Origin of the sequence: Citrobacter sp. RHBSTW-00944 (assembly GCF_013615435.1) — a bacterium.
Classification (GTDB): domain Bacteria; phylum Pseudomonadota; class Gammaproteobacteria; order Enterobacterales; family Enterobacteriaceae; genus Citrobacter; species Citrobacter braakii.
Genome location: NZ_CP055418.1, coordinates 417327 through 443602, shown reverse-complemented (window position 1 = coordinate 443602; position 26276 = coordinate 417327). Strand labels below are relative to the sequence as shown.

Here is a 26276-nt window from a genome sequence, read left to right as displayed (position 1 = left end):
ACTCTGTTCTTTCGAGGTGTTTATGCTTGATGTAAAGAGTCAGGATATTTCCATCCCCGATACCGTTGTGGTGCTCTGTACCGCCCCGGATGAAGCAACCGCCCAGGATCTGGCCGCCAAAGTGCTGGCGGAAAAACTGGCGGCCTGCGTGACGCTGCTGCCTGGCGCGACCTCCCTCTATTATTGGGAAGGTAAACTGGAGCAGGAATATGAAGTCCAGATGATTTTAAAAACCACCGTCACACACCAGCAAGCCCTTCTCGATTGCCTGAAGTCACATCATCCATACCAAACGCCTGAACTTCTGGTTTTACCCGTCACTCACGGAGACTTTGATTACCGCTCATGGCTCAACGCATCCTTACGCTGATCCTGCTGCTGTGCAGCACATCTACCTTTGCCGGATTATTTGACGCGCCTGGCCGCTCGCAGTTTGTTCCTGCCGATCGGGCGTTTGTTTTTGATTTTCAGCAAAACCAACACGATCTGAACCTCTCATGGCAGGTTAAAGATGGCTACTATCTGTATCGCAAACAGATAAGCATTACGCCATCTCAGGCCGATATCGCCGAGGTAAAACTACCGCCAGGCGTCTGGCATGAAGATGAGTTTTATGGCAAAAGTGAGATTTACCGTAAACAATTGACTATCCCGGTCACGGTTAATCAGGCTAAATCTGGCGCAACATTAACGGTCACATACCAGGGTTGTGCCGACGCCGGTTTTTGCTATCCGCCTGAAACTAAAACGGTGCCATTAAGTGAAGTGTCTGCCGATACCAGGGCGACACCTGTGACAGTGCCTGCCACCGATGCTTTGCAAGAGAGACCACAACCCGCAACCCAGCTTCCCTTCTCTGCGCTGTGGGCATTGCTAATCGGAATTGGCATCGCGTTTACACCTTGCGTATTGCCGATGTATCCGCTGATTTCCGGTATCGTGCTGGGCGGCAAACAACGCTTATCAACCGGACGCGCGCTGCTGCTGACGTTTATCTACGTCCAGGGAATGGCGCTCACTTATACCGCGCTGGGTCTGGTTGTTGCGGCCGCCGGATTGCAGTTCCAGGCTGCGCTACAGCATCCTTACGTCCTGATTGGCCTTGCCGTCGTCTTTACGCTGCTGGCCCTTTCGATGTTTGGCTTGTTCACGCTGCAGCTCCCTTCATCGCTGCAAACACGCCTCACATTGTTGAGTAACCGTCAGCAAGGCGGTTCCCCCGGTAGCGTCTTTGCGATGGGGGCGATTGCCGGCCTCATCTGTTCTCCTTGTACAACGGCCCCGCTAAGCGCGATTTTGCTGTATATCGCTCAGAGCGGGAACATGTGGCTGGGAGGCGGCACGCTGTATCTGTACGCGCTGGGGATGGGATTACCTCTGATGCTAATTACCGTATTCGGTAATCGTCTGTTACCTAAAAGCGGCCCATGGATGGAACATGTCAAAACCGCTTTTGGCTTTGTCATTCTGGCGCTCCCCGTCTTCTTACTCGAACGCATCATTGGCGACGACTGGGGCGTTCGCCTGTGGTCGCTGTTGGGCGTCGCATTCTTTAGCTGGGCATTTATCACCAGCCTGCAGGCAAAGCACGCCTGGATGCGCATCGTGCAAATTATCCTGTTAGCTGCAGCGCTGGTAAGCGTACGGCCATTGCAGGACTGGGCGTTCGGCGTGCCGCATGCTCAAACCCAGACACACCTTAACTTCACGCCTGTGGCTTCGGTGGATGCGCTAAATCAGGCGCTGGCACAAGCTAAAGGCAAGCCCGTGATGTTGGATCTGTATGCTGACTGGTGCGTGGCCTGTAAGGAGTTTGAGAAGTATACGTTTAGCAATCAGCAGGTTCAGCAAGCGCTAGGCGACACGGTGCTTTTGCAGGCGGATGTGACTGCAAATAATGCCCAGGATGTCGCTCTGCTGAAACATCTACAGGTTTTAGGTTTGCCGACTATTTTGTTCTTTGACGCCGAGGGGAAAGAGCATCCGGAGGCTCGGGTAACCGGCTTTATGGATGCCGCGACCTTCAGCGCACATTTGCGCGATCGCCAACCGTGAGCGACACTTGCAACAGGAAATACGGAGGAGAATACCGTGCAACGTGAAGATGTCCTGGGAGAAGCCCTGAAATTACTTGAGGTTCAAGGGATAGCCAATACCACACTGGAAATGGTGGCCGAACGTATCGATTATCCTCTTGATGAACTACAACGCTTTTGGCCCGACAAAGAGGCCATTCTGTACGATGCGTTACGTTACCTCAGCCAGCGGGTGGATATCTGGCGGCGTCAACTTTTGCTGGATGACACCCTAAGCGCTGAACAGAAATTACTGGCACGCTACACCGCGCTGTCCGAATGCGTGAGCAATAATCGCTACCCAGGCTGCCTGTTTATCGCCGCCTGTACGTTTTACCCCGTTCCCGGGCATCCGATCCATCAGTTAGCCGATCAGCAAAAAAAGGCGGCACATGACTTCACCCATGAGCTGCTGACGACGCTGGAAGTTGACGACCCTGCAATGGTTGCCAAACAGATGGAACTGGTGCTGGAGGGCTGTCTGAGCCGCATGCTGGTGAATCGTAGCCATGCTGATGTCGAAACGGCACACCGTCTGGCTGAAGATATCCTGCGCTTTGCTCAGTGCCGTATGGGCGGTGCGCTGACCTAAGCAAGCATGCCCGCAAGGCCGAAATGAGTAAACACAGCGCCATCAGTCTCTAAAACGCACCATCGCCACGGTGGTGCAATATACTCTGTTAACCGCCCGCCCAACTCATCGCCCGACACACCAGCGGGTCCTGCCGCAGCAATTGCACCGTTAGTTACTGGAAACGTCGAAAAGGCTTGTGCACAACTTGCGGTAGTGTGCGGGAGTAATACAGGCCGCGTAACGTTTTCGTCAGCCTTTGCTCATTGAGATAGAAGGTCTGATAGGTAAATTGCCAGGAAGTTTTGTGCAAACTTCAGGCATAATCGCGCAGATTGCCGCAATATTAAGCGGTTGAACATCTTTTCCCGAAATTTGATTGACTGGCAGACGTGAATACGGTTTAATGCGCCCCGTTGCCCGGATAGCTCAGTCGGTAGAGCAGGGGATTGAAAATCCCCGTGTCCTTGGTTCGATTCCGAGTCCGGGCACCAAATTCATATCAACGGACCTCCACGGAGGTCCGTTTTTCGTTTCAGAACGCCACAATTTAAGCGTTCTGCCTCCAAATCAATTCTACCGAACTCAACCAGATTCCCCCCACATCAACCCCATTGTGTGGGTATAATTGCGGGTATACCCCAGTTCGACAGAATTTGTACCCTCTTTAACGCATTCAGAAGGCTGAACTATGGCACTGACTGACGCAAAAATCCGGGCTGCAAAGCCCACTGACAAGGCTTATAAACTCACTGACGGGGCCGGCATGTTCCTGCTGGTTCATCCTAATGGTTCCCGTTACTGGCGTCTCCGTTATCGTATTCTGGGTAAGGAGAAAACCCTGGCACTTGGTGTGTATCCGGAAGTTTCTCTCTCCGAAGCTCGTACAAAACGGGATGAGGCCCGAAAACTGATTTCGGAGGGAGTTGACCCTTGCGAACAAAAAAGAGCTAAAAAAGTAGTCCCTGATTTACAACTCTCTTTTGAACATATTGCACGACGCTGGCATGCCAGTAATAAACAATGGGCACAATCACACAGCGATAAAGTACTCAAAAGCCTCGAGACACACGTTTTCCCCTTTATCGGCAACCGGGATATCACAACACTCCGTACCCCGGACCTGCTTATCCCTGTTCGTGCCGCAGAAGCTAAACAAATTTATGAAATCGCCAGTCGTCTGCAGCAAAGAATATCTGCTGTAATGCGTTATGCCGTACAGTCTGGCATCATCAGATATAATCCTGCTCTGGATATGGCTGGCGCATTGACCACTGTAAAACGCCAGCATCGCCCCGCTCTTGATCTTTCTCGCCTGCCTGAACTTTTGTCGCGTATTAGCAGTTACAAGGGGCAACCTGTCACCCAGCTTGCCGTTACGCTGAATTTACTGGTTTTTATTCGTTCCAGTGAACTCAGATACGCCCGGTGGTCTGAAATTGATATTGACAATGCCATGTGGACTATTCCAGCCGAACGCGAACCTCTGCCCGGCGTAAAATTCTCACACCGGGGCTCCAAGATGCGAACACCACATCTTGTGCCACTCAGCAAACAGGCTGTAGCCATACTGACAGAACTTCAGACATGGGCAGGTGAAAATGGTCTGATATTTACGGGTGCACATGACCCGCGTAAACCAATCAGTGAAAATACTGTAAATAAAGCCCTGAGGGTGATGGGGTATGACACAACCCAGGAAGTCTGTGGCCATGGATTCCGGGCGATGGCGTGCAGTGCATTGATTGAATCAGGTTTGTGGTCCCGCGATGCTGTGGAACGTCAGATGAGCCATCAGGAGCGTAATGGTGTACGTGCTGCGTATATCCATAAAGCAGAACATCTGGAAGAACGGCGACTGATGTTGCAATGGTGGGCCGATTTTCTGGATGCGAACCGGGAGAAGGGTATCAGTCCGTTTGAATATGCAAAGATTAACAATCCATTAAAATAGTAAGCAGTCCGGGCAATCAGCCCGGACTGCTTTAACTAATTATTTTTCTTTGAAATGATGACGAAGATTGATGTTTCTGACAAGTTACTCCGGGTAATGACTCCAACTTACTGATAGTGTTTTATGTTCAGATAATGCCCGATGACCTTGTCATGCAGCTCCACCGATTTTGAGAACGACAGTGACTTCCGTCCCAGCCTTGCCAGATATTGTCTCAGATTCAGATTATGTCGCTCAATGCGCTGAGTGTAACGCTTGCTGATAACGTGCAGCTTTCCCTTCAGGCGTGATTCATACAGCGGCCAGCCATCCGTCATCCATACCACGACCTCAAAGGCCGACAGCAGGCTCAGAAGACGCTCCAGTGTGGCCAGAGTGCGTTCACCGAAGACGTGCGCCACAACCGTCCTCCGTATCCTGTCATACGCGTAAAACAGCCAGCGCTGACGTGATTTAGCCCCGACGTAGCCCCACTGTTCGTCCATTTCAGCGCAGACGATGACGTCACTGCCCGGTTGTATGCGCGAGGTTACCGACTGCGGCCTGAGTTTTTTAAGTGACGTAAAACCGTGTTGAGGCCAACGCCCATAATGCGTGCACTGGCGCGACATCCGACGCCATTCATGGCCATATCAATGATTTTCTGGTGTGTACCGGGCTGAGAGGCGGTGTAAGTGAACTGTAGCTGCCATGTTTTACGGCAGTGAGAGCAGAGATAGCGCTGATGTCCGGCAGTACTTTTACCGTTACGCACTACGCCTTCAGTAGCTGAGCAGGAGGGACAACTGATAGAAACAGAAGCCACTGGAGCACCTCAAAAACACCATCATACACTAAATCAGTAAGTTGGCAGCATCACCCAAATGCCGGGCAACCTGAAAGATATTTTACGCATTGTCAGCGCCCGCCTGTTTAATTTGCAGTCGCGGAGCCGCGCGTGGATTGTCGGCAAAGAACATTATGATATTGGGAACGATCTTTTTGCGCTGATACTGGATCCGCACATGCAATATTCCTGTGGTTACTGGAAAGACGCCACCACATTAGACGAAGCGCAAAATGCCAAATTGAAAATGATTTGTGAGAAGCTACAACTCAAACCGGGTATGCGTTTACTCGATATCGGTTGTGGCTGGGGCGGACTGGCGGAATATGCAGCGCGTCATTATGGCGTGGCGGTCGAAGGCGTCACTATCTCAAAAGAGCAGCAGAAAATGGCGCAACAGCGCTGTGAAGGGCTGGACGTTAACATTCTGCTGCAGGATTATCGTGACCTCGATAAACACTACGATCGCATTGTCTCCGTGGGGATGTTCGAACACGTCGGGCCGAAAAACTACGACACCTATTTCAGCATCGCCGACCGTTGTTTAAAACCGGACGGGCTGTTCCTGCTGCATACCATTGGCAGCAACAAAAAGGGGATGAGCGTCGATCCGTGGATCAATAAATACATTTTCCCGAACGGTTGCATACCGGCGATTTCGCATATTGCCGAGGCCAGCGAATCGCGCTTTGTAATGGAAGACTGGCATAACTTTGGCAGCGATTACGATAAAACGCTGATGGCCTGGCATGAGCGTTTTAATCAGGCATGGCCGGAGCTGTCTTCACGTTACTCCGCCACCTTCAGAAGAATGTTTAATTACTATTTATGCGCCTGCGCTGGGGCTTTCCGCGCCAGAGATATTGAGCTTTGGCAGGTACTGTTTAGTCGCGGCGTCGAGGGTGGCCTCCGCGTTTATCGTTAACGTTCTGCCTGATGCGCGAAGCGCATCAGGCATTTATGACTTAACCCAACTCACTCTCCGCCAGCGCTTTAAATACCATTGCGACGGCATGCGCGCCGGGGTCCATATTACCCAACAAGCTTTCGCTGTTCAGATAGGATGCGCGACCTGCATTGGCTTTGCTCGACAGGCAGGTTCGTTCGGCTCCGGCTTGCGCGGCGTCAAAAGCGGCATGCAGGTTGTGCGGCTGCGCCAGCAGTGAGGTCAGTGCGGGTTGCAGGGCATCTATCATGGTGCGATCGCCTTCGTCTGCGCCGCCGTAGAACTTCATCTGCGCCAGACCTGTATTCAGCGCTTCGGCAACGCTAGCTCCCTGTTCCAGTTTCTGCCCGGCGGCGGTAAAGAAAATAGACATCAGCACGCCGCTGGAACCCCCCATCACCACGGTCAGACGTTCGCCAATCAACGCGAACAGCGTGGCAAGGTCATCCAGCGGAAGCTGCTGACGCTGTAGCAGGCTGGCAATTTCACGCGCGCCGGCGGCAAAGGTTGAACCCGTATCGCCATCGCCGACTTTGGCATCCAGCGCGTTGAGATGTGCTTCCAGACCGGAAAGCGTTCCGGTGATAAGCTCCACAATCCCGGCGACCAGCGCGTTGGCAGAGGGCTGGAATTCCACGCGCGCGCTGCGCTGGGATGATGGCGCGTAGCTGATTTCACGCGGTGGGACGGGAGTCGGCCAGTTGCTGGTTTCCACTGCGGTCAGCAGCGCTTTTTCGATGCTCTCTTCGAGCACGATGGCCGTCAGTGAGAATCCTTTCATATCCAACGCGGTGACCAGCGAGGCCGGACCAATCAGCCAGTCGATACGCGGGTACAGCGTACTGCTTGCCAGTTCGCGGGTGATAATAGCCATTTCGGCAACGGATACACCGCCAAGATTGTTAATCATCACCGCCACTCTGCCGGTTTCAGGCAGGACCGTCAGCAGTTTATCCACCATCAGGTTGACCACCTGCGCGCTGTTTTGGGTATCGATAACCGAGGCTCCCGGTTCGCCATGAATACCCATGCCCAGCTCTGCATGACCCGGATGATGGCGCGGCGCGGCGTCGGTTTCTTGCGGCAGATGACAGCTGGAAAGCGCAACACCCAGGCTGAAGGTGTTGTTGGCTGCGTACTGCGCTTCACGCAGGACGGTGGCGAGGTTGTAGCCGCGTTCAGCGAAATAGCCGGCGATTTTATGCACCAGGATGGTTCCCGCAATGCCACGCGGATGTTTGTTATCCGGCAGGGAGATATCGTCACCGACTATCAGCATTTCAACGTTGTAGCCCAGGCGTCGCGCTTTCTCGGCGGCGAGACCGAAATTAAGACGGTCACCGGTGTAGTTCTTCACGATCAACAGACAGCCAGCCTCACCGGTCACTGCCTGAATAGCGGTCAGTACCGCATCCACGCTCGGGGAGGCGAACACGTCGCCGCAGACCGCCGCGGTAAGCATTCCTTTGCCGATAAACCCAACGTGCGCGGGTTCGTGTCCTGAACCGCCGCCGGAGATCACCGCCACGTTATTTTTGTTAAGGTCGCGGCGAACCACGATGCGAATGGCCGGATCGCTCTCCAGACGCGCCAGGTTATTCCACGGGCTGGTGATAATTGTACCGTCGATCACGTCGCTAACGAGATGGGGGCGTTGATTAAAAAAGAATTGAGACATAACGGCTCCTCGAGGTTGAGTGTAAGACAAACCCCCGAATGCATGTTCATGGTGCGGAGGCGATAGAGAGATTCTGGCGAAGTCAGCATGGAAAAAAACAACACGAAAATGAGTTTCATTACGAAACGTGATTGCTGTTTTTTGTTCCGAAATGAAACTTAATTAGGCAAGAAATCATCACAATGCGAACTCGCTCGACTTTTTCCTCCTGCGATCAGAGCAGGCCACACGGCGCAGTCAGTCTTTTTTGCGGGGCTTTACCCAGGATGGCGCGTAATTGGGGAAATTTATCATCGTGTTTGTCGGTGATTTCGCGGTAACGGAACGGATCGAGATCGCAAATCTCATTATTTTTGTGGTTAAGCGTTCCAATATGAAACGCATGTCATTTTTATCTGTTCCATATCAGAACAAAATGACGAAAGATTTTTTTGTACACGCCTCGCCATACAGTTATTACATCGCTCCGGTACGTCCGCTTTCGCCGTCAACATCAGGCTAAACGGGTTAACGCCAGGGCTCACCATGTAAAAACATGTACTTATTTGAGGATGAAAGGAATGCTAAAAGTTATTCAATCTCCAGCCAAATATCTCCAGGGTCCTGACGCTTCCACCTTGTTTGGTCAATACGCTAAAAATCTGGCGGACAGCTTTTTCGTGATTGCGGATGACTTCGTGATGAAGCTGGCGGGAGAGAAGGTACTAAACGGCCTGCACAGTCATGACATTAGCTGCCATGCGGAACGCTTTAACGGTGAATGTAGCCATGTTGAAATTAATCGCCTGATTGCCATTTTGAAACAGCACGGTTGCCGCGGCGTGGTTGGGATTGGTGGCGGGAAAACGCTGGATACCGCCAAAGCGATTGGCTACTACCAGAAGTTGCCGGTGGTGGTGATCCCGACTATCGCGTCTACCGATGCGCCAACCAGCGCGCTGTCCGTTATCTATACCGAAGCCGGTGAGTTTGAAGAGTATCTGATCTACCCGAAAAACCCGGATATGGTAGTGATGGACACTGCAATCATTGCCAAAGCGCCGGTACGTCTGCTGGTGGCCGGGATGGGCGATGCGCTCTCGACCTGGTTTGAAGCGAAAGCCTGTTATGACGCCAGAGCGACCAGCATGGCGGGCGGACAGTCCACCGTGGCGGCGCTGAGCCTGGCGCGCTTGTGCTATGATACCCTGCTGGCGGAAGGCGAGAAGGCACGCTTTGCCGCGCAGGCCGGCGTGGTGACCGATGCGCTGGAGCGTATTGTCGAAGCTAACACTTACCTCAGCGGCATCGGCTTTGAAAGCAGCGGTCTGGCAGGGGCGCATGCGATCCACAACGGCTTTACGATTCTGGAAGAGTGCCACCATTTGTACCACGGTGAAAAAGTCGCCTTTGGTACGCTGGCGCAGCTGGTGTTGCAAAACAGCCCGATGGAAGAGATCGAAACCGTGCTGAATTTCTGTCAGAAAGTAGGCCTGCCGGTAACGTTAGCGGAAATGGGCGTGAAAGAAGACGTTGACGGCAAGATCATGGCCGTAGCAAAAGCGACCTGTGCAGAAGGTGAAACCATCCACAATATGCCGTTCCCGGTAACGCCTGAAAGCGTACATGCCGCTATTTTGACGGCAGACCTGCTGGGACAGCAGTGGCTGGCGCGTTAATCAGTCGTCGGTAGGTTTTTATCCGGCATCTTCTCCCCCTCTGACAGTCTCTGCCGGAGGGGTTGTCTATGGTTAAACAGCGGAAAGGGATATGACGGCGCACACGCATAGCATCGGGAAGGAAGTCTCTTCAGTCATTGCCCAGTCATGGCATCGTTGCAGCAAGTTTATGCAGCGGGAAACCTGGCAGGCGCCGCATCAGGCGCAAGGGCTGACCTTTGAGTCGATTTGTCGTCGCAAGACGGCGTTGCTGACGATTGCTCAGGCTGCGCTGGAAGATGCCTGGGAGTTTATGGACGGCCGCCCGTGCGCGCTGCTGATTCTGGATGAATCAGCCTGTATTCTCAGCCGTTGCGGTGATCCACAGACGGTGGAACAGCTGGCGGAGCTTGGGTTTCGCGACGGCAGCTACTGTGCGGAAAGCATCATTGGCAGTTGTGCGCTGTCGCTGGCGACGATGCCGGGCCAGCCGACAAAAACTTCTGGTAAACAGCATTTTAAACAGGCGCTGCATCCGTGGTCGTTCTGCTCGACGCCGGTCTTCGATAACCATGGTCGACTGTTCGGCTCCATCTCGCTGTGTTGTCTGGTGGAGCATGAGTGCGTTTCTGATTTATCCCTGACGCTGGCGATTGCCAGAGAAGTCGGCAACTCTTTGCTGACCGACAGCCTGCTGGCTGAATCCAACCGCCATCTGAACCAGATGTACGGGCTGCTGGAGAGTATGGATGATGGTGTGATGGCCTGGAACGAACAGGGCGTATTGCAGTTCCTCAATGCGCGTGCGGCGCTGCTTTTGCATCTCGATGCGCAGGCCAGTCAGGGAAAAAACATTCACGATCTGCTCAATCTCCCCATGCTGCTGCGCCGGGCGATCAAACATGCCCGCGGCCTGAATCACGTCGAAGTTACCTTTGAAAGCCAGCATCAGTTTGTTGATGCCGTCATCACCCTGAAACCGATTGTTGAGGAGCAGGGCAACAGCTTTATCCTGCTACTGCATCCGGTGGAGCAAATGCGCCAGCTGATGACCAGCCAGCTCGGCAAGGTGAGCCACACCTTTGAGCAGATGTCGACTGACGATCCGGAAACCCGCCGCTTGATCCATTTTGGTCGCCAGGCAGCGAGGGGGAGTTTCCCGATCCTACTGTGCGGGGAAGAGGGCGTTGGTAAGGAGCTGCTGAGCCAGGCCATTCACAACGAAAGCGAGCGCGCCAGCGGGCCGTATATCGCCGTGAACTGTCAGCTTTATGCCAACAGCGTGCTGGGGCAGGATTTTATGGGCAGTGCGCCAACCGACGATGAAAATGGCCGGTTGAGCCGTCTTGAACTGGCGAACGGCGGCACGCTGTTTCTGGAAAAAATTGAATATCTGGCGCCGGAGCTGCAATCCGCGCTGTTACAGGTGATCAAGCAGGGGGTATTAACCCGCCTGGATGCCCGTCGGTTGATTCCGGTGGATGTCAAAGTGATCGCCACCACCACGGTTGATCTCGCCAATCTGGTGGAGCAAAACCGCTTTAGCCGTCAGCTGTATTACGCGCTGCACTCTTTTGAGATAGTGATCCCCCCGCTGCGGGCGCGGCGTAACAGTATTCCCTCGCTGATTTATACGCGGTTGAATAGCCTGAAAAAACGCTTTTCATCCAGCCTGAAGATCGACGACGACGCATTGGCACAACTGGTGGCCTATTCGTGGCCGGGTAATGATTTTGAGCTGAACAGCATTATTGAAAACATCGCCATCAGCAGCGATAACGGCCATATTCGGCTGAGCAATCTGCCGGATTATCTGTTTGCCGAACGTCCTGGTCTGGAGACGGCGTCTTCACTGCTGCCCGCCAGCCTGACCTTTACCGCCATCGAGAAAGAGGCGATTATCCATGCCGCCCGCGTGACCAGTGGGCGTGTTCAGGAGATGTCGCAACTGCTGAATATTGGTCGCACCACCTTGTGGCGTAAGATGAAGCAGTACGACATTGATGCCAGCCAGTTTAAGCGTAAACATCTGGAGTAGTTTCTTCGATTCTGGCCATCGAGAACAGCGCATCCGACAGTCGATTGATATAACGCCTGGCCTCATCGCGTAACGTCAGCGTTCTGCCCATCGCGATGAGGATCCGCTCCAGCCGACGCGTCAGGGTTCGCGCAACGTGCAGTTGTGCCGATGCCTGATTTTTCCCCGGAATAACAAACTCTTTGAGCGGGCCGCTTTGCGCCATATTGCGGTCAATAAGCTGCTCCAGCGCCTGAATATCCTCTTCGCCAATACGCTGTTTTAAGCGTGTGAGTCCTTTCTGATCGCTGGCGAGTTCCGCCCCCAGTACGAACAGCATCTTCTGCATAGTGTGCAATTCCTGGCGTAGCTCGGCCTGGCGCGTGCTGGCATAGCAGACGCCAAGCTGGGAAATCAGTTCATCCACCGTGCCGTAGGCCTCAACGCGGATGTCGTCTTTATCGATACGACTGCCGCCAAACAGCGCGGTCGTGCCGTTATCGCCGGTTCGGGTATAGATGCGGTACATTTATTTTATCTCGCTGAAGGGAAGAACTTTAACCAGTTGACCGGCATTGGCGCCGAGCGTGCGGATCTGTGCTGTCCCGGCGCGGGTATGCCCGCAGACCAGCGCCCGATCCTCGGGCAACTGGGCATGGGTTAAGGCAATATCTCCGGTGGCGTTGAGACCGAGACCCACGCGCAGCGCCGAACTTTTGGCCGCCAGTTTGCCGAGCGCCAGCGCGCAGTCATGATCGTCGCAACAGATTGCCCGGCAGGGAACGCCTTGCTCTTCCAGTCCCCAGCACAGCTCATCAAGCACGCGAGTACCCTGCCAGCGTGAGTGATAAAACAGATGTACGCCCGGTGATGAAAGTGACATTGCGCCCCCTGCGTTATCAGAATGCCTGACGGAAGATCTCGGCAATTTCTTTCTCGTTCCCTTTGCGCGGGTTGGAGAAGGCGTTGCCGTCCTTCAGCGCCATTTCCGCCATATACGGGAAATCGGCTTCTTTGACGCCCAGATCGCGCAGATGCTGCGGAATACCGATGTCGGCGGAGAGGCGGGCAATAGCATGAATGGCCAGCTCGGCGGCATCCATGGTGGAGAGTCCGTCAGTGTTTTCGCCCATAAACTCTGCGATGTCGGCAAATTTTTCCGGGTTAGCGATCAGGTTATAGCGTGCCACGTGCGGCAACAGTACGGCATTCGCCACGCCGTGCGGCATGTCGTAAAGACCGCCAAGCTGATGCGCCATCGCGTGAACGTAGCCGAGGTTGGCGTTGTTGAAGGCCATACCCGCCAGCAGGGAGGCGTAGGCCATGTTCTCGCGAGCTTTCAGGTTGCTGCCCAGCGCCACGGCCTGACGCAAGTTACGGGCGATCAGGCGGATCGCCTGGATAGCGGCAGCGTCGGTGACCGGGTTGGCATCTTTGGAAATGTAGGCTTCCACGGCGTGGGTCAGGGCGTCCATCCCGGTGGCCGCAGTCAGTGGGGCTGGCTTGCCGAGCATCAGCAGCGGATCGTTAATGGAGACCGACGGCAGGTTGCGCCAGCTGACAATCACAAACTTCACTTTGGTTTTGGTATTGGTCAGCACGCAGTGGCGGGTGACTTCGCTGGCGGTCCCGGCAGTGGTATTCACCGCAACGATCGGCGGCAGCGGGTTGGTCAGGGTTTCAATTCCGGCATAGCTGTAGAGATCCCCTTCGTGAGTCGCCGCGATACCGATGCCTTTACCGCAATCATGCGGGCTACCGCCGCCAACGGTAACGATGATGTCGCAATGCTCTTTCCGAAAGACCTCCAGGCCGTCGCGCACGTTGGTGTCTTTGGGGTTTGGCTCAACGCCGTCAAAAACCACGACGTCAATACCGGCTTCACGCAGATGTGTGAGGGTTTTATCTACCGCGCCGTCTTTAATCGCCCGCAGACCTTTATCAGTGACCAGCAGCGCTTTTTTACCGCCCAACAGTTTGCAGCGTTCGCCGACCACGGAAATAGCATTGGGGCCAAAGAAGTTCACATTTGGCACCAGGTAATCAAACATACGATAGCTCATAATATACCTTCTTAGATTTAAATTATAATTCAGAGAAACAATTCAATGCGGTTTCTGCTAATAATCTGTCTTGTTCGACGGTACCGCCACTTACGCCAACGGCACCGATTACTTTGCCGTTTAATATGACAGGTAAACCGCCGCCAAAAATAACAATTCGTTGTTGATTGGTGAGCTGCAAGCCATATAGAGAGGCACCTGGTTGTACCGCATCGGTAATTTCATGGGTACCCTGTCGCAGGCAGCAGGCGGTATAAGCTTTATTAAGAGAGATATCACAGCTGGTGACAAACGCGTCGTCCATACGTTGCATTAGCAGCGTGTTCCCGCCGTGATCCACCACGGAAAACACCACCGGAACGTTGATTTCAAGCGCTTTAGCCTCGACGGCCTGCGCCATTTTCTTTGCAGCCGCCAGCGTAATAGTGGCGATTTGTTGGCTCTTATTCACAGTCTCTCCTGAAAAGGTTGTAGGGCTGAGGTCACGAAAATATCGCGCAACAGCTATTTTTATCATTGGCTTTATCTTATTTTCTCGCCCCGCGTTATTAAGTCAATAGGGTGGGGATTTCAAAAATATTACGTTCAGTTTCCTGTTGTGGCGTTTATTGATAATGATCATTTAACCTCGTCACAATTCACGGTGAATATTCCTGAGCCGCGTTTCAATATGAAACGATGGTTTTTTATTACGTGCCAAATTGGAACGAAATTAATTTTATTTTTTTATTGTCCTGCTCATTTAGAGTTCGGCTATTGCTGATGAAAGGCGAATGCCGGGTGTTGTGTCCCCGGCAATACGGCCCGGCGTCCCTATTTTTTATCTTTTGAGTCCATAAACTATGAGAAGATCAAAACGATTCGAAGTGCTTGCCCAGCGGCCTGTAAATCAGGATGGGCTAATTGGCGAATGGCCTGAAGAGGGGCTGATCGCAATGGAAAGCCCTTACGATCCGGCTTCGTCGGTGAAGGTGGAAAATGGTCGTATTGTTGAGCTGGACGGCAAGAGCCGCGCCGAGTTCGACATGATTGACCGGTTCATTGCCGATTACGCGATTAACGTGCCCGAGGCCGAGCGTGCCATGCAGCTCGACGCGCTGGAGATCGCCAGAATGCTGGTGGATATCCACGTCAGTCGGGAAGAGATCATTGCCATTACGACTGCCATCACCCCGGCGAAAGCGGTGGAGGTGATGGCGCAAATGAACGTGGTGGAGATGATGATGGCGCTGCAAAAAATGCGCGCCAGACGCACCCCCTCCAATCAGTGCCACGTGACCAACCTGAAAGATAACCCGGTACAGATTGCTGCCGACGCTGCTGAAGCGGGGATCCGTGGCTTTTCCGAACAGGAAACAACGGTCGGGATCGCCCGCTATGCGCCGTTTAACGCCCTGGCGCTGCTGGTGGGGTCCCAATGCGGTCGCCCCGGCGTGCTGACGCAATGCTCCGTTGAAGAGGCCACGGAGCTGGAACTGGGAATGCGCGGGCTAACCAGCTACGCCGAAACGGTGTCGGTATATGGCACGGAATCGGTGTTTACCGATGGCGATGATACGCCGTGGTCAAAAGCGTTTCTTGCCTCGGCGTATGCTTCTCGTGGCCTGAAGATGCGCTACACCTCCGGCACCGGCTCGGAAGCGCTGATGGGCTATTCCGAAAGTAAATCGATGCTTTATCTGGAGTCGCGTTGCATTTTTATCACCAAAGGCGCGGGCGTACAGGGGTTACAAAACGGCGCGGTCAGCTGTATCGGCATGACCGGCGCTGTGCCGTCGGGGATTCGCGCGGTGCTGGCGGAAAACCTGATTGCCTCGATGCTCGACCTTGAAGTGGCCTCCGCCAATGACCAGACCTTTTCCCACTCCGATATTCGTCGTACTGCCCGCACCCTGATGCAGATGCTGCCGGGCACCGACTTTATCTTCTCCGGCTATAGCGCGGTACCGAACTACGACAACATGTTTGCCGGGTCGAACTTCGACGCTGAAGACTTCGATGATTACAACATTCTGCAACGCGATCTGATGGTTGATGGGGGCCTGCGTCCGGTCACGGAAGAGGAGACAATCGCCATCCGCAATAAGGCCGCGCGCGCCATTCAGGCGGTGTTCCGCGAACTGGGCCTGCCGCTGATTAGCGATGAAGAGGTGGAGGCCGCCACTTACGCTCACGGCAGCAAAGATATGCCCGCGCGCAATGTGGTGGAAGATTTGGCTGCCGTGGAAGAGATGATGAAACGCAATATCACCGGGCTGGATATCGTCGGCGCGTTGAGTTCCAGCGGCTTCGAAGACATCGCCAGCAATATCCTCAACATGCTGAGGCAGCGTGTTACTGGTGATTACCTGCAAACGTCGGCCATTCTGGATCGTCAGTTCGACGTCGTCAGCGCCGTTAATGACATCAACGACTATCAGGGACCCGGCACCGGCTATCGCATCTCTGCTGAACGTTGGGCTGAAATTAAAAATATTGCGGGCGTGGTTCAGCCCGGCTCGATCGAATAAGGCGGTACACAGTGGAATGCACAACTGAACGTAAGCCGGTTTTCACCTTGCAGGTGAGTGAAGGCGAGGCGGCTAAAGCGGACGAACGCGTGGATGAAGTCGTGATAGGCGTCGGCCCCGCCTTTGATAAGTATCAGCACAAAACATTGATTGATATGCCGCACAAAGCGATTTTGAAAGAGCTGGTTGCCGGCATTGAAGAAGAGGGGCTGCATGCACGGGTGGTGAGGATTCTGCGCACCTCGGATGTTTCATTTATGGCATGGGATGCGGCAAATCTCAGCGGTTCTGGCATCGGGATTGGTATCCAGTCGAAAGGAACCACGGTGATTCATCAGCGCGATCTGCTGCCTCTGAGCAACCTTGAGCTGTTCTCTCAGGCTCCGCTGCTGACGCTGGAAACCTATCGCCAGATTGGTAAAAACGCCGCGCGCTATGCACGTAAAGAGTCGCCTTCGCCAGTGCCAGTGGTTAATGACCAGATGGTACGCCCCAAATTTATGGCCAAGGCCGCGCTGTTTCATATCAAAGAGACCAAACACGTGGTGCAGGATGCTGCGCCTGTCACGCTGCATATTGCACTCGTAAGGGAATGACCATGAACGACAACATTATGACCGCGCAGGATTATCCATTAGCGACCCGCTGCCCGGAGAAAATCCAGACTCCTACCGGCAAACCGCTAACCGAGATTACCCTTGAGAATGTGCTGGCGGGCCGCGTAGGTCCGCAGGATGTGCGTATTTCTCAGCAAACGCTGGAGTACCAGGCGCAGATTGCCGAACAGATGCAGCGTCACGCCGTGGCGCGCAATTTCCGTCGTGCGGCAGAGCTGATTACCATCCCAGATGCCCGCATTCTGGAGATCTACAACGCGCTGCGCCCGTTTCGTTCTTCATTTGCGGAACTACAGGCGATTGCCGATGAACTGGAATATACCTGGCATGCCACGGTGAACGCCGCCTTTGTCCGCGAGTCGGCAGAGGTGTATCAGCAGAGAAACAAGCTGCGCAAAGGTAGCCAGTGACGGAGGGAGGTATGCCGTTAATCGCCGGGATTGATATCGGCAACGCCACCACCGAAGTGGCGTTGGCACAGCATGGGCAGTTTATCGCCAGCGGGATTGTCGCCACCACGGGCATGAAAGGGACGCGGGACAACATTGCCGGGGTGGTCGCTTCTCTGCAGCAGGCACTGGATAAAACACCGTGGTCGCTTCAGGCCGTGGCGAAAATCTGCATCAATGAGGCCGCGCCGGTGATTGGCGATGTGGCGATGGAAACCATCACTGAAACCATCATTACTGAATCGACAATGATTGGTCATAACCCGCAAACGCCCGGCGGCGTTGGCGTGGGCATGGGAACCACCATCGCCGTGGAGAAGTTGGCGGCGTTGAGCGAGGATCGATTTGCCCAGGGCTGGATACCGTTGGTGGGTGAGGAGATGGATTTCCTTGAGGCGGTTTGGTTTATCAATGAAGCGCTGGATCGCGGCGTCAACGTGGTGGCGGCCATCCTGAAAAAAGATGATGGCGTGCTGGTGAATAATCGCCTGCATCGGCCAATACCGGTGGTTGATGAAGTCACTCTACTGGAGAAGGTGCCGGAAGGCGTGCTGGCGGCGGTGGAAGTGGCGGCCCCGGGACAGGTGGTGCGGGTGCTGTCGAATCCTTACGGTATCGCAACCTTCTTTGCCCTGACCCCTGAGGAAACACAAACTATTGTCCCCATCGCCAGAGCGCTGATTGGCAACCGTTCCGCTGTGGTGCTGAAAACCCCGCAGGGAGATGTGCGATCAAGAGTGATCCCGGCGGGTAAGATCTTTATCCGTGGTGAAAAGCGTGGCGGTGAAGCCGACGTAGCGCAAGGCGCGCAGGCCATTATGCAGGCGATGAGCGCCTGCGCGCCCGTGTGTGATATTCGTGGTGAAGCAGGCACGCACGCAGGCGGCATGCTGGAGCGGGTGCGAAAGGTAATGGCGTCCCTGACCGGCCATGAGATGAGCGCGATATACATCCAGGATCTGCTGGCGGTGGATACGTTTATTCCGCGCAAGGTGCAGGGCGGGATGGCCGGCGAGTGCGCCATGGAAAATGCCGTCGGGATGGCGGCGATGGTGAAAGCGGACCGTCTGCAAATGCAGGTTATCGCCCGCGAACTGAGCGCCCGACTGCAGACCGAGGTGGTGGTGGGCGGCGTGGAGGCCAACATGGCCATCGCCGGGGCGTTAACCACTCCCGGCTGTGCGGCGCCGCTGGCGATCCTCGATCTCGGCGCCGGCTCGACGGATGCGGCGATCGTCAACGCGGAGGGGCAGATAACGGCGGTCCATCTCGCCGGGGCGGGGAATATGGTCAGCCTGTTGATTAAAACCGAGCTGGGCCTCGAGGATCTTTCGCTGGCGGAAGCGATAAAAAAATACCCGCTGGCCAAAGTGGAAAGCCTGTTCAGTATTCGTCACGAGAATGGCGCGGTGGAGTTCTTTCGGGAAGCCCTCAGCCCGGCGGTGTTCGCCAAAGTGGTGTACATCAAGGAGGGCGAACTGGTGCCGATCGATAACGCCAGCCCGCTGGAAAAAATTCGTCTCGTGCGCCGGCAGGCGAAAGAGAAAGTGTTTGTCACCAACTGCCTGCGCGCGCTGCGCCAGGTCTCACCCGGCGGTTCCATTCGCGATATCGCCTTTGTGGTGCTGGTGGGCGGCTCATCGCTGGACTTTGAGATCCCGCAGCTTATCACGGAAGCCTTGTCGCACTATGGCGTAGTCGCCGGGCAGGGCAATATTCGGGGAACAGAAGGGCCGCGCAATGCGGTCGCCACCGGGCTGCTACTGGCCGGTCAGGCGAATTAAACGGGCGCTCGCGCCAGCCTCTCTCTTTAACGTGCTATTTCAGGATGCCGATAATGAACCAGACTTCTACCTTAACCGGGCAGTGCGTGGCCGAGTTTCTTGGCACCGGATTGCTCATTTTCTTCGGCGCGGGCTGCGTCGCTGCGCTGCGGGTCGCCGGGGCCAGCTTTGGTCAGTGGGAGATCAGTATTATCTGGGGCCTTGGCGTCGCCATGGCCATCTACCTGACGGCCGGTGTCTCCGGCGCGCACCTTAATCCGGCGGTGACCATTGCCCTGTGGCTGTTCGCCTGTTTTGAACGCCGCAAGGTGCTGCCGTTTATTGTTGCCCAGACGGCCGGGGCCTTCTGCGCCGCCGCGCTGGTGTATGGGCTCTATCGCCAGCTGTTTCTCGATCTTGAACAGAGTCAGCATATCGTGCGCGGCACTGCCGCCAGCCTTAACCTGGCCGGGGTCTTTTCCACGTACCCGCATCCACATATCACTTTTATACAAGCGTTTGCCGTTGAGACCACCATCACGGCAATCCTGATGGCGATGATCATGGCCCTGACCGACGACGGCAACGGAATTCCGCGCGGGCCGCTGGCGCCGTTGCTGATTGGCTTGCTGATCGCCGTGATCGGCGCGTCGATGGGGCCGCTAACCGGCTTTGCGCTGAATCCGGCGCGCGACTTCGGCCCAAAACTGTTTACCAGTCTGGCCGGGTGGGGCTCGATCGCCTTTACCGGTGGGCTGGCGATCCCTTACTTTCTGGTGCCGCTGCTGGCGCCGGTGGTGGGGGCGATTATCGGGGCGTTTTTGTATCGCAAGCTTATCGGCCGCCTTCTGCCGTGCGAATGCGGTATCGATGAGTAAAGCGGGACCCGCCGCAGCGCGGCGGGTTTCCCCGGCCTGATGCCGGGGGGGTTATTTTTTGATGACCGCGCTGAGATCGCCAAGTTTAGCGGCGGGGTTCTTGTGGCACTCCTGCAGCATTTTCGGTACCGAAACGGTCTCGACTTCATGCCAGTCAACATAGTCGCCGCCGCTAAAGTCGGTGTTGCGATTCACTACCCAGAAGGCCACCGGGGTCATGCTTTTTGGGTTCATATCCATAAATTCCTGACAGGTCATATTCTGCGGCGTGGTTTCCTCAACCGCGAACGCCGGGCTGGTCATCAGACAGAATGTGGTAGCCGCCACGGTCAATACGAGTGCTTTAGGGAAGGTGCGAACAAGTCCCTGATATGAGATCATGTTTGTCATCTGGAGCCATGGAACAGGGTTCATCATGAGTCATCAACTCACCTTCGCCGACAGTGAATTCAGCAGTAAGCGCCGTCAGACCAGAAAAGAGATTTTCTTGTCCCGCATGGAGCAGATTCTGCCATGGCAAAACATGGTGGAAGTCATCGAGCCGTTTTACCCCAAGGCGGGCAATGGCCGACGGCCCTATCCGCTGGAAACCATGCTACGCATTCACTGCATGCAGCATTGGTACAACCTGAGCGACGGTGCCATGGAAGATGCCCTGTACGAAATCGCCTCCATGCGCCTGTTTGCCCGATTATCCCTGGATAGCGCCCTGCCGGATCGCACCACCATCATGAATTTCCGCCACCTGCTCGAGCAGCATCAACTGGCCCGTCAATTGTTCAAGACCATCAATCGCTGGCTGGCCGAAGCAGGCGTCATGATGACCCAAGGCACTTTGGTGGATGCCACCATCATTGAGGCACCCAGCTCTACCAAGAACAAAGAGCAGCAACGCGATCCGGAGATGCATCAGACCAAGAAAGGCAATCAGTGGCACTTTGGCATGAAGGCCCACATTGGTGTCGATGCCAAGAGTGGCCTGACCCACAGCCTGGTCACCACCGCGGCCAACGAGCATGACCTCAATCAGCTGGGTAATCTGCTTCATGGAGAGGAGCAATTTGTCTCAGCCGATGCCGGCTACCAAGGAGCGCCACAGCGCGAGGAGCTGGCCGAGGTGGATGTGGACTGGCTGATCGCCGAGCGTCCCGGCAAGGTAAAAACCTTGAAGCAGCATCCGCGCAAGAACAAAACGGCCATCAACATCGAATACATGAAAGCCAGCATCCGTGCCAAGGTGGAGCACCCGTTTCGCATCATCAAGCGGCAGTTCGGCTTCGTGAAAGCCAGATACAAGGGGTTGCTGAAAAACGATAATTAACTGGCGATGTTATTCACGCTGGCCAACCTGTTTCGGGCGGACCAAATGATACGTCAGTGGGAGAGATCTGTAAGCGTCGTCTGAGTACCGTCTGGTCCCGAATCCAGGATCCTGTAACTTAAGCACCCACTTATTTTGCAGGTGGACACCTCATGCGCGCTAAAGAAAGACTTCCCCGGAAACACTATTCCCCTGAATTCAAAATGGAACTGGTCAGGCTGGCTCTTGAAGAAGAAGGCAGTATTGCCGCACTGGCCCGGAAACATGACGTCAATGATAACCTGCTCTTTAAATGGATAAGGCTCTGGCAGCGTGAAGGGCGGGTCTGTCGGCCCCGAAAAAACTCATCGTCGCTTCCTGCCCTGATACCCGTGCAGCTTCAGGCGGGCTCTTCTCTCCCAACCTTCGAACTACCATCCTGCTCTCCTCCCGCTACCTGCCACATAAAATGTCGGGGAGGAGAAATAACACTGACTCATCCCTCTGCTGAACTCATGAGCACTGTCCTGCGCGAACTGATGCGGGGGCCGGTATGATAAATCTTCCCGCAGGCACAAAAATCTGGCTGGTTGCCGGTATCACCGATATGCGCAACGGCTTCAATGGCCTCGCCGCAAAGGTGCAGACCGCGCTGAAAGATGACCCGATGTCCGGCCACGTCTTCATCTTCCGGGGACGCAGCGGCAGTCAGGTAAAACTGCTCTGGTCCACCGGCGATGGTCTGTGCCTGCTGACAAAGCGACTGGAACGTGGTCGCTTCGCCTGGCCCTCAGCCCGCGATGGCAAAGTGTTCCTGACGCCGGCGCAACTGGCGATGCTGATGGAAGGTATCGACTGGCGACAGCCAAAGCGGTTACTGACATCCCTGACCATGTTGTAGCGCTCTTTATCCTGGTTGTCGCAGAATAAGCCTGGTAAAATACAGGCTTATGAACGATACCTCTTCTGACGACATCCTTCTGCTGAAACAGCGCCTGGCCGAACAGGAAGCGTTGATCCACGCCCTGCAGGAAAAGCTGAGCAACCGGGAACGCGAAATAGACCATCTGCAGGCGCAACTGGATAAGCTGCGCCGGATGAACTTCGGCAGTCGTTCCGAAAAGGTATCCCGCCGTATCGCGCAAATGGAAGCTGACCTGAACCTGCTGCAGCAGGAAAGCGATACGCTGACCGGCCGGGTGGATGACCCGGCAGTGCAGCGCCCGCTGCGTCAGACCCGCACCCGCAAACCGTTCCCTGAGTCACTCCCACGGGATGAGAAGCGGCTGCTGCCGACTGAGCCGTGTTGCCCGGAGTGCGGTGGTTCGCTGAGTTACCTGGGTGAGGATGCCGCCGAACAGCTGGAGCTGATGCGCAGCGCCTTCCGGGTTATCCGGACAGTCCGTGAAAAGCATGCCTGCCGTCGGTGCGATCGCATCGTTCAGGCCCCGGCTCCTTCGCGCCCCATCGAACGGGGGATCGCCGGACCGGGGCTGCTGGCCCGAGTGCTGACCTCAAAGTATGCAGAGCACACACCGCTGTATCGCCAGTCGGAGATCTATGCCCGCCAGGGTGTAGTGTTGAGTCGTTCTGTACTGTCGGGCTGGGTGGATGCGTGTTGTCGTCTGCTGGCACCGCTGGATGAAGCCCTTCAGCACTATGTCCTGACCGACGGCAAACTCCATGCTGACGATACGCCTGTCCCGGTGCTGTTGCCGGGCAATAAGAAGACGAAGACCGGGCGCTTATGGACGTACGTTCGAGACGACCGCAACGCCGGATCAGCGCTGGCCCCCGCAGTGTGGTTCGCTTACAGCCCGGACAGAAAAGGTATCCACCCTCAGACCCATCTTGCAGGCTTCAGTGGCGTACTGCAGGCTGATGCCTACGCCGGGTTCAACGAGCTCTACCGCGACGGCCATATAAAGGAAGCCGCGTGCTGGGCCCATGCCCGCCGAAAAATCCACGATGTTCACGTCCGTACCCCGTCAGCCCTGACGGAGGAGGCGCTGAAACGGATCGGCGAGCTGTATGCCATCGAGTCGGAGCTCAGAGGTAAAAGAGCAGAGGAACGGCAGGCAGTCCGGCACCAAAAAGTGCTGCCGCTGCTGGCGTCACTGGAGGGGTGGCTGCGGGAGAAACAGAAAACCCTCTCAAGGCACTCAGAACTGGCGAAGGCGTTCGGGTATGCGCTGAACCAGTGGCCGGCGCTGACCCGCTATGCAGAAGATGGCTGGGTGGAGGTGGATAATAACATTGCCGAAAACGCCCTACGACTGGTCAGTCTGGGGAGAAAAAACTGGCTGTTCTTCGGCTCGGATCATGGTGGTGAGCGCGGTGCGTCACTGTACAGTCTTATCGGGACGTGCAAATTAAACGGCGTGGATCCGGAACGCTATCTGCATCATGTACTTGATGTCATCGCCGACTGGCCTGTGAACCGGGTGGGTGCTCTGCTCCCGTGGCGGGTTACTCTGCCTGCCTGACCAGCTTCACTTCGTCAATACGGTTCTCACTGCACGCTTACTGATATCCGATGGATTGGCCTGTTTCAAAGCGGTCAAGGAGGCCAATTGTGAGCACCTGGGTGTTGTCACCGGGGGCAACCTGGACTGGCTGGATCATCCGGCATTCAACTGGGTAAACACGATGATAGGAAATGTGAAAAACTCGCTGCGGGGCAGTTGTCATAAGCTCGGAGCGAAGCATTTACCAAGGCATCTTGCTGAATACTGCTTCCGGTTTAATCATCGTTTTGACCTCAATAGCATGTTGGTAGAATTGGGGCATGCAGTCGTGTCAAGCCCTCCGATGCCATATCGACTCTTGAAGCTGGCTGAGGGTCATGGGTAATCAGGTTGTTCTTTTATCTGGCAACTAGAGGTGTCCTCCAACCCCTTTAAATTTTTCGATAAATGCCCCAATTTTCTGGAATACAGTCTGCTTTTTCGTTTTGTACTGAGGATTCAGCGGACTGAGCTTTGGTAGCGTCTCATTTAGCTCCGTCCCATTTTCGGTGGCATACTCCCGTTTTAGTGATGTGCGGATATAGCGCCTTGCAGCCTCTTCATTGAGATTTTCTTCCTTAATCAACGCCTCTGCTTCCCGTTGCTGTTCACGCTGAGCATAGGTAAAGAATGCATCAATGATACTGGCCTTGTCCGGCATGTCATCAAGGTTAGTTTGCTGAATAAAGTCAACAATCAGACCTTCTTTGGCACGGTTGCCCAGACTTGAGCGGATTAAGCGTCTGACCTCTTCAGTCAGGGCTTCTTTACCTTTTTTCTCTCTGTTGTGGTCGAAAATCAGACCAAGGATGTAGTCCAGGTTAATCTCCTGCGACTTAAGCAGGTCAATTTCAAACACCACGTCATCCCAGTCTGTGGTTGATTTATCCCTGTCGTTTGCTGCTTTTTCGCGTCGCTGCCAGTCCCGGATATCATTGTATGCTGAGCGATAGTCCTGAACTTTACGTTCTGCCGGGAGACGAATGGTTTGTAATTCAGCAAATTTTTCATCATCCACATAGTGCTCTGCTTTAAAGGTTGCTACCGCTTCCGGGTCACTAATATCAACCTTCTGCAGGGCTTTCAGCGTGGCAAATTCATCGTAGTTTTGCAGGATGTTTTCTGCCCGCAGATATTCACCAAACAGTTTGACGAAGGCTTTTTTCTCTTTTTCACTGTCGATACTGGCAGGGTCAGGGAAGCGCTGCTCCAGCTCCGAAACAACAGCCATAAAACCTCGTTTAGCCTCACCGGTTGCCGCATCGGTAAAGCCCTGCATGTACTCTTCGTAGCTTTTTTCCAGCACCACATTCTTGGTGTTTTTGTCGCCAAAAAGCGTGATGGCATCAATGGTCGGACGCTCCAGGTCCCTGAAAGTCACGATATTGCCGAAGGTTTTGGTGGCATCATAGATACGGTTTGTGCGGGAAAATGCCTGCATCAGACCGTGATAACGCAGGTTTTTGTCAACAAACAGAGTGTTCAGCATCGGGGCATCGAAGCCGGTTAAGAACATTCCCACCACGATGAGAAGGTCAATATCCTGATTTTTCACTCGCTGAGCTAAATCGCGGTAGTAGTTCTGGAAACCGTTACTGTCGGTGCTGAAATTGGTTTTAAAGTGGTTGTTATAGTCATCAATAGCTGAATCCAGGAATTCCTTCGCGCTGCGGTTCATTGCACTGGTATCAAAGCTTTCGTCAGTAATATCACCAATGGCGCTTTGCTCTTCATTTGCAGCAAAGGAGAAGATGGTTGCAACCCGAAGGCGTTTATAGCTGCCAGATTTCTTCTCTGCTTCTTCCTGTAGCATTTTAAACGTCGTGTAATAAGCTTTCGCCGCGTCCACGCTGCTAACTGCTAACATGGCGTTAAAGCCCTTAGCTCCCGGGAAGGTTCGGTGCGTTTTCTGCCGGAAGTTATTGAGAATGTATTGCGTTATTTCCTGGATACGCAGTGGGTGCAGAAAGGCCTGGTGGTTTTCAGCCGCGCTGAGTTTTTTCTCATCAGTTTCCGTTTCAAGAGACTTAAACTGTGGGCGGACATCGTTATAGTCCACCTTAAACTTCAGCACTTTTTCATCACGAATCGCATCAGTAATGACGTAAGAATGTAATTCACGCCCGAAGACGCTGGCGGTGGTTTCTGCCCCCAGTGCATTTTCCGGGAAAATAGGTGTACCGGTAAAACCAAACTGATAAAAGCGTCTGAATTTCTTTTTGAGGTTTTTCTGGGCCTCACCAAACTGGCTGCGGTGACACTCATCAAAGATAAACACCACCTGCTGCTGATAGACGGGCAGGTCAGCTTCGGCTTTCATCAGGTTATTGAGTTTCTGAATGGTTGTGACGATGATTTTGTTATCGTCCTTATCCAGGTTTCTTCTGAGGCCTGCTGTATTATCCGAACCATTCACACTGTCCGGAGAGAAGCGCTGGTACTCCTTCATGGTCTGGTAATCGGGTGATGCTGCCAACTTACTGAT

At 54.4% G+C, this 26276-nt stretch carries 20 protein-coding genes, 1 tRNA gene and 4 pseudogenes; 17 read left to right on the top strand and 8 right to left on the bottom strand.

The features are described 5' to 3' along the window. The first annotated feature begins 22 nt into the window (after positions 1 to 22). From cutA to HV334_RS02060, 5 genes are all read left to right on the top strand, one after another. Positions 23 to 370: a divalent cation tolerance protein CutA gene (gene cutA, locus HV334_RS02080; RefSeq protein ID WP_003025447.1), complete on the top strand. Its 348-nt coding sequence runs from the start codon at positions 23 to 25 to the stop codon at positions 368 to 370. Next, positions 346 to 2055, top strand: a complete 1710-nt coding sequence (locus tag HV334_RS02075; RefSeq protein ID WP_181221110.1) for a protein-disulfide reductase DsbD — start codon at positions 346 to 348, stop codon at positions 2053 to 2055. The genes cutA and HV334_RS02075 overlap by 25 nt, the downstream gene beginning before the upstream one ends. A 36-nt stretch (positions 2056 to 2091) precedes the next feature. Continuing rightward, positions 2092 to 2667, top strand: a complete 576-nt coding sequence (locus tag HV334_RS02070) for a transcriptional regulator (RefSeq protein ID WP_181221109.1) — start codon at positions 2092 to 2094, stop codon at positions 2665 to 2667. A 397-nt stretch (positions 2668 to 3064) separates the two neighbouring features. Beyond that, positions 3065 to 3140, top strand: a tRNA-Phe gene (locus tag HV334_RS02065). Positions 3141 to 3337: 197 nt separating this feature from the next. Further along, positions 3338 to 4600, top strand: coding sequence for an integrase arm-type DNA-binding domain-containing protein (locus HV334_RS02060; protein ID WP_001218854.1), 1263 nt, complete (start codon positions 3338 to 3340; stop codon positions 4598 to 4600). Between the two features lie 107 nt (positions 4601 to 4707). Here HV334_RS02060 and HV334_RS02055 read toward each other — a convergent pair. Next, positions 4708 to 5405 (bottom strand): IS1 family transposase gene (locus tag HV334_RS02055; protein ID WP_249415047.1). Its coding sequence is split into 2 segments (ribosomal slippage): positions 4708 to 5156 and positions 5156 to 5405, totalling 699 coding nucleotides; the frame shifts between segments, so codons are not numbered across the junction. Between the two features lie 55 nt (positions 5406 to 5460). On the opposite strand from HV334_RS02055, the pseudogene cfa reads away from it, so the two are divergent. Next, positions 5461 to 6351: pseudogene (gene cfa, locus HV334_RS02050) on the top strand (cyclopropane fatty acyl phospholipid synthase); the annotation flags it as partial. A gap of 40 nt (positions 6352 to 6391) precedes the next feature. Here the strand turns inward: cfa and HV334_RS02045 are convergent. Then, positions 6392 to 8050: a glycerone kinase gene (locus HV334_RS02045; RefSeq protein ID WP_016243888.1), complete on the bottom strand. Its 1659-nt coding sequence runs from the start codon at positions 8048 to 8050 to the stop codon at positions 6392 to 6394. A gap of 560 nt (positions 8051 to 8610) precedes the next feature. Here HV334_RS02045 and HV334_RS02040 point away from each other — a divergent pair. Both HV334_RS02040 and dhaR read left to right on the top strand, forming a co-directional pair. Continuing rightward, positions 8611 to 9708 carry a glycerol dehydrogenase gene (locus HV334_RS02040; protein WP_003024745.1) on the top strand — a complete coding sequence of 366 codons (1098 nt, stop codon included), beginning with the start codon at positions 8611 to 8613 and terminating at the stop codon, positions 9706 to 9708. A 91-nt stretch (positions 9709 to 9799) separates the two neighbouring features. After that, the gene (gene dhaR, locus HV334_RS02035; RefSeq protein WP_181221107.1) at positions 9800 to 11725 is read left to right on the top strand and encodes a dihydroxyacetone kinase operon transcriptional regulator DhaR; all 1926 of its coding nucleotides are present in this window, start codon (positions 9800 to 9802) and stop codon (positions 11723 to 11725) included. On the opposite strand, the gene HV334_RS02030 is transcribed toward dhaR, so the two are convergent. Genes HV334_RS02030 through HV334_RS02015 form a run of 4 tightly spaced genes read right to left on the bottom strand, consistent with a single transcriptional unit; the run spans position 11703 to position 14218 of the window. Next, positions 11703 to 12233, bottom strand: coding sequence for a cob(I)yrinic acid a,c-diamide adenosyltransferase (locus tag HV334_RS02030; RefSeq protein ID WP_181220868.1), 531 nt, complete (start codon positions 12231 to 12233; stop codon positions 11703 to 11705). The two genes, dhaR and HV334_RS02030, sit on opposite strands and share 23 nt — an antisense overlap. Continuing rightward, positions 12234 to 12587, bottom strand: a complete 354-nt coding sequence (locus tag HV334_RS02025) for a glycerol dehydratase reactivase beta/small subunit family protein (protein ID WP_016154583.1) — start codon at positions 12585 to 12587, stop codon at positions 12234 to 12236. A gap of 16 nt (positions 12588 to 12603) precedes the next feature. Then, the gene (gene dhaT, locus HV334_RS02020; protein ID WP_016157511.1) at positions 12604 to 13767 is read right to left on the bottom strand and encodes a 1,3-propanediol dehydrogenase; all 1164 of its coding nucleotides are present in this window, start codon (positions 13765 to 13767) and stop codon (positions 12604 to 12606) included. A gap of 22 nt (positions 13768 to 13789) precedes the next feature. Continuing rightward, positions 13790 to 14218 (bottom strand): heme-binding protein, encoded by a 429-nt coding sequence (locus HV334_RS02015; protein ID WP_019077737.1) that lies wholly within the window; start codon positions 14216 to 14218, stop codon positions 13790 to 13792. Between the two features lie 391 nt (positions 14219 to 14609). Here HV334_RS02015 and HV334_RS02010 point away from each other — a divergent pair, with 391 nt between their 5' ends. The 5 genes from HV334_RS02010 to HV334_RS01990 are packed head-to-tail and all read left to right on the top strand — an operon-like array spanning position 14610 to position 19984. Further along, complete coding sequence (locus tag HV334_RS02010) at positions 14610 to 16277, top strand: propanediol/glycerol family dehydratase large subunit (protein WP_016154580.1); 1668 nt, start codon at positions 14610 to 14612, stop codon at positions 16275 to 16277. Positions 16278 to 16288: 11 nt separating this feature from the next. Then, positions 16289 to 16873 carry a propanediol/glycerol family dehydratase medium subunit gene (locus HV334_RS02005; RefSeq protein WP_016154579.1) on the top strand — a complete coding sequence of 195 codons (585 nt, stop codon included), beginning with the start codon at positions 16289 to 16291 and terminating at the stop codon, positions 16871 to 16873. Positions 16874 to 16875: 2 nt separating this feature from the next. Next, on the top strand, positions 16876 to 17304 hold the full coding sequence (locus HV334_RS02000) for a diol dehydratase small subunit (protein ID WP_181221105.1): 429 nt from the start codon (positions 16876 to 16878) through the stop codon (positions 17302 to 17304). An 11-nt stretch (positions 17305 to 17315) separates the two neighbouring features. Next, positions 17316 to 19127: a diol dehydratase reactivase subunit alpha gene (locus HV334_RS01995; protein ID WP_175097912.1), complete on the top strand. Its 1812-nt coding sequence runs from the start codon at positions 17316 to 17318 to the stop codon at positions 19125 to 19127. A 53-nt stretch (positions 19128 to 19180) separates the two neighbouring features. Beyond that, entirely contained in the window at positions 19181 to 19984 is an 804-nt protein-coding gene (locus HV334_RS01990) for an MIP/aquaporin family protein (protein ID WP_032669189.1), read from the top strand. A 51-nt stretch (positions 19985 to 20035) separates the two neighbouring features. Here the strand turns inward: HV334_RS01990 and hdeB are convergent, their stop codons facing one another. Next, entirely contained in the window at positions 20036 to 20365 is a 330-nt protein-coding gene (hdeB, locus tag HV334_RS01985; RefSeq protein ID WP_024196074.1) for an acid-activated periplasmic chaperone HdeB, read from the bottom strand. A 34-nt stretch (positions 20366 to 20399) separates the two neighbouring features. Between hdeB and HV334_RS01980 the strand changes: the two are divergent. From HV334_RS01980 to HV334_RS01960, 4 genes and pseudogenes are all read left to right on the top strand, one after another. After that, a pseudogene (locus HV334_RS01980) lies at positions 20400 to 21389 on the top strand (IS5-like element IS5 family transposase). A 448-nt stretch (positions 21390 to 21837) separates the two neighbouring features. Continuing rightward, complete coding sequence (gene tnpB / locus HV334_RS01970; protein WP_000609174.1) at positions 21838 to 22185, top strand: IS66 family insertion sequence element accessory protein TnpB; 348 nt, start codon at positions 21838 to 21840, stop codon at positions 22183 to 22185. A gap of 49 nt (positions 22186 to 22234) precedes the next feature. After that, positions 22235 to 23770, top strand: a complete 1536-nt coding sequence (locus tag HV334_RS01965) for an IS66 family transposase (RefSeq protein ID WP_001000406.1) — start codon at positions 22235 to 22237, stop codon at positions 23768 to 23770. Between the two features lie 40 nt (positions 23771 to 23810). After that, positions 23811 to 24137, top strand: a pseudogene (locus HV334_RS01960) (transposase); the annotation flags it as partial. Between the two features lie 24 nt (positions 24138 to 24161). Here HV334_RS01960 and HV334_RS01955 read toward each other — a convergent pair. Then, positions 24162 to 26252 (bottom strand): annotated as a pseudogene (locus HV334_RS01955) (type I restriction endonuclease subunit R); the annotation flags it as partial. Between the last annotated feature and the right edge of the window lie 24 nt (positions 26253 to 26276).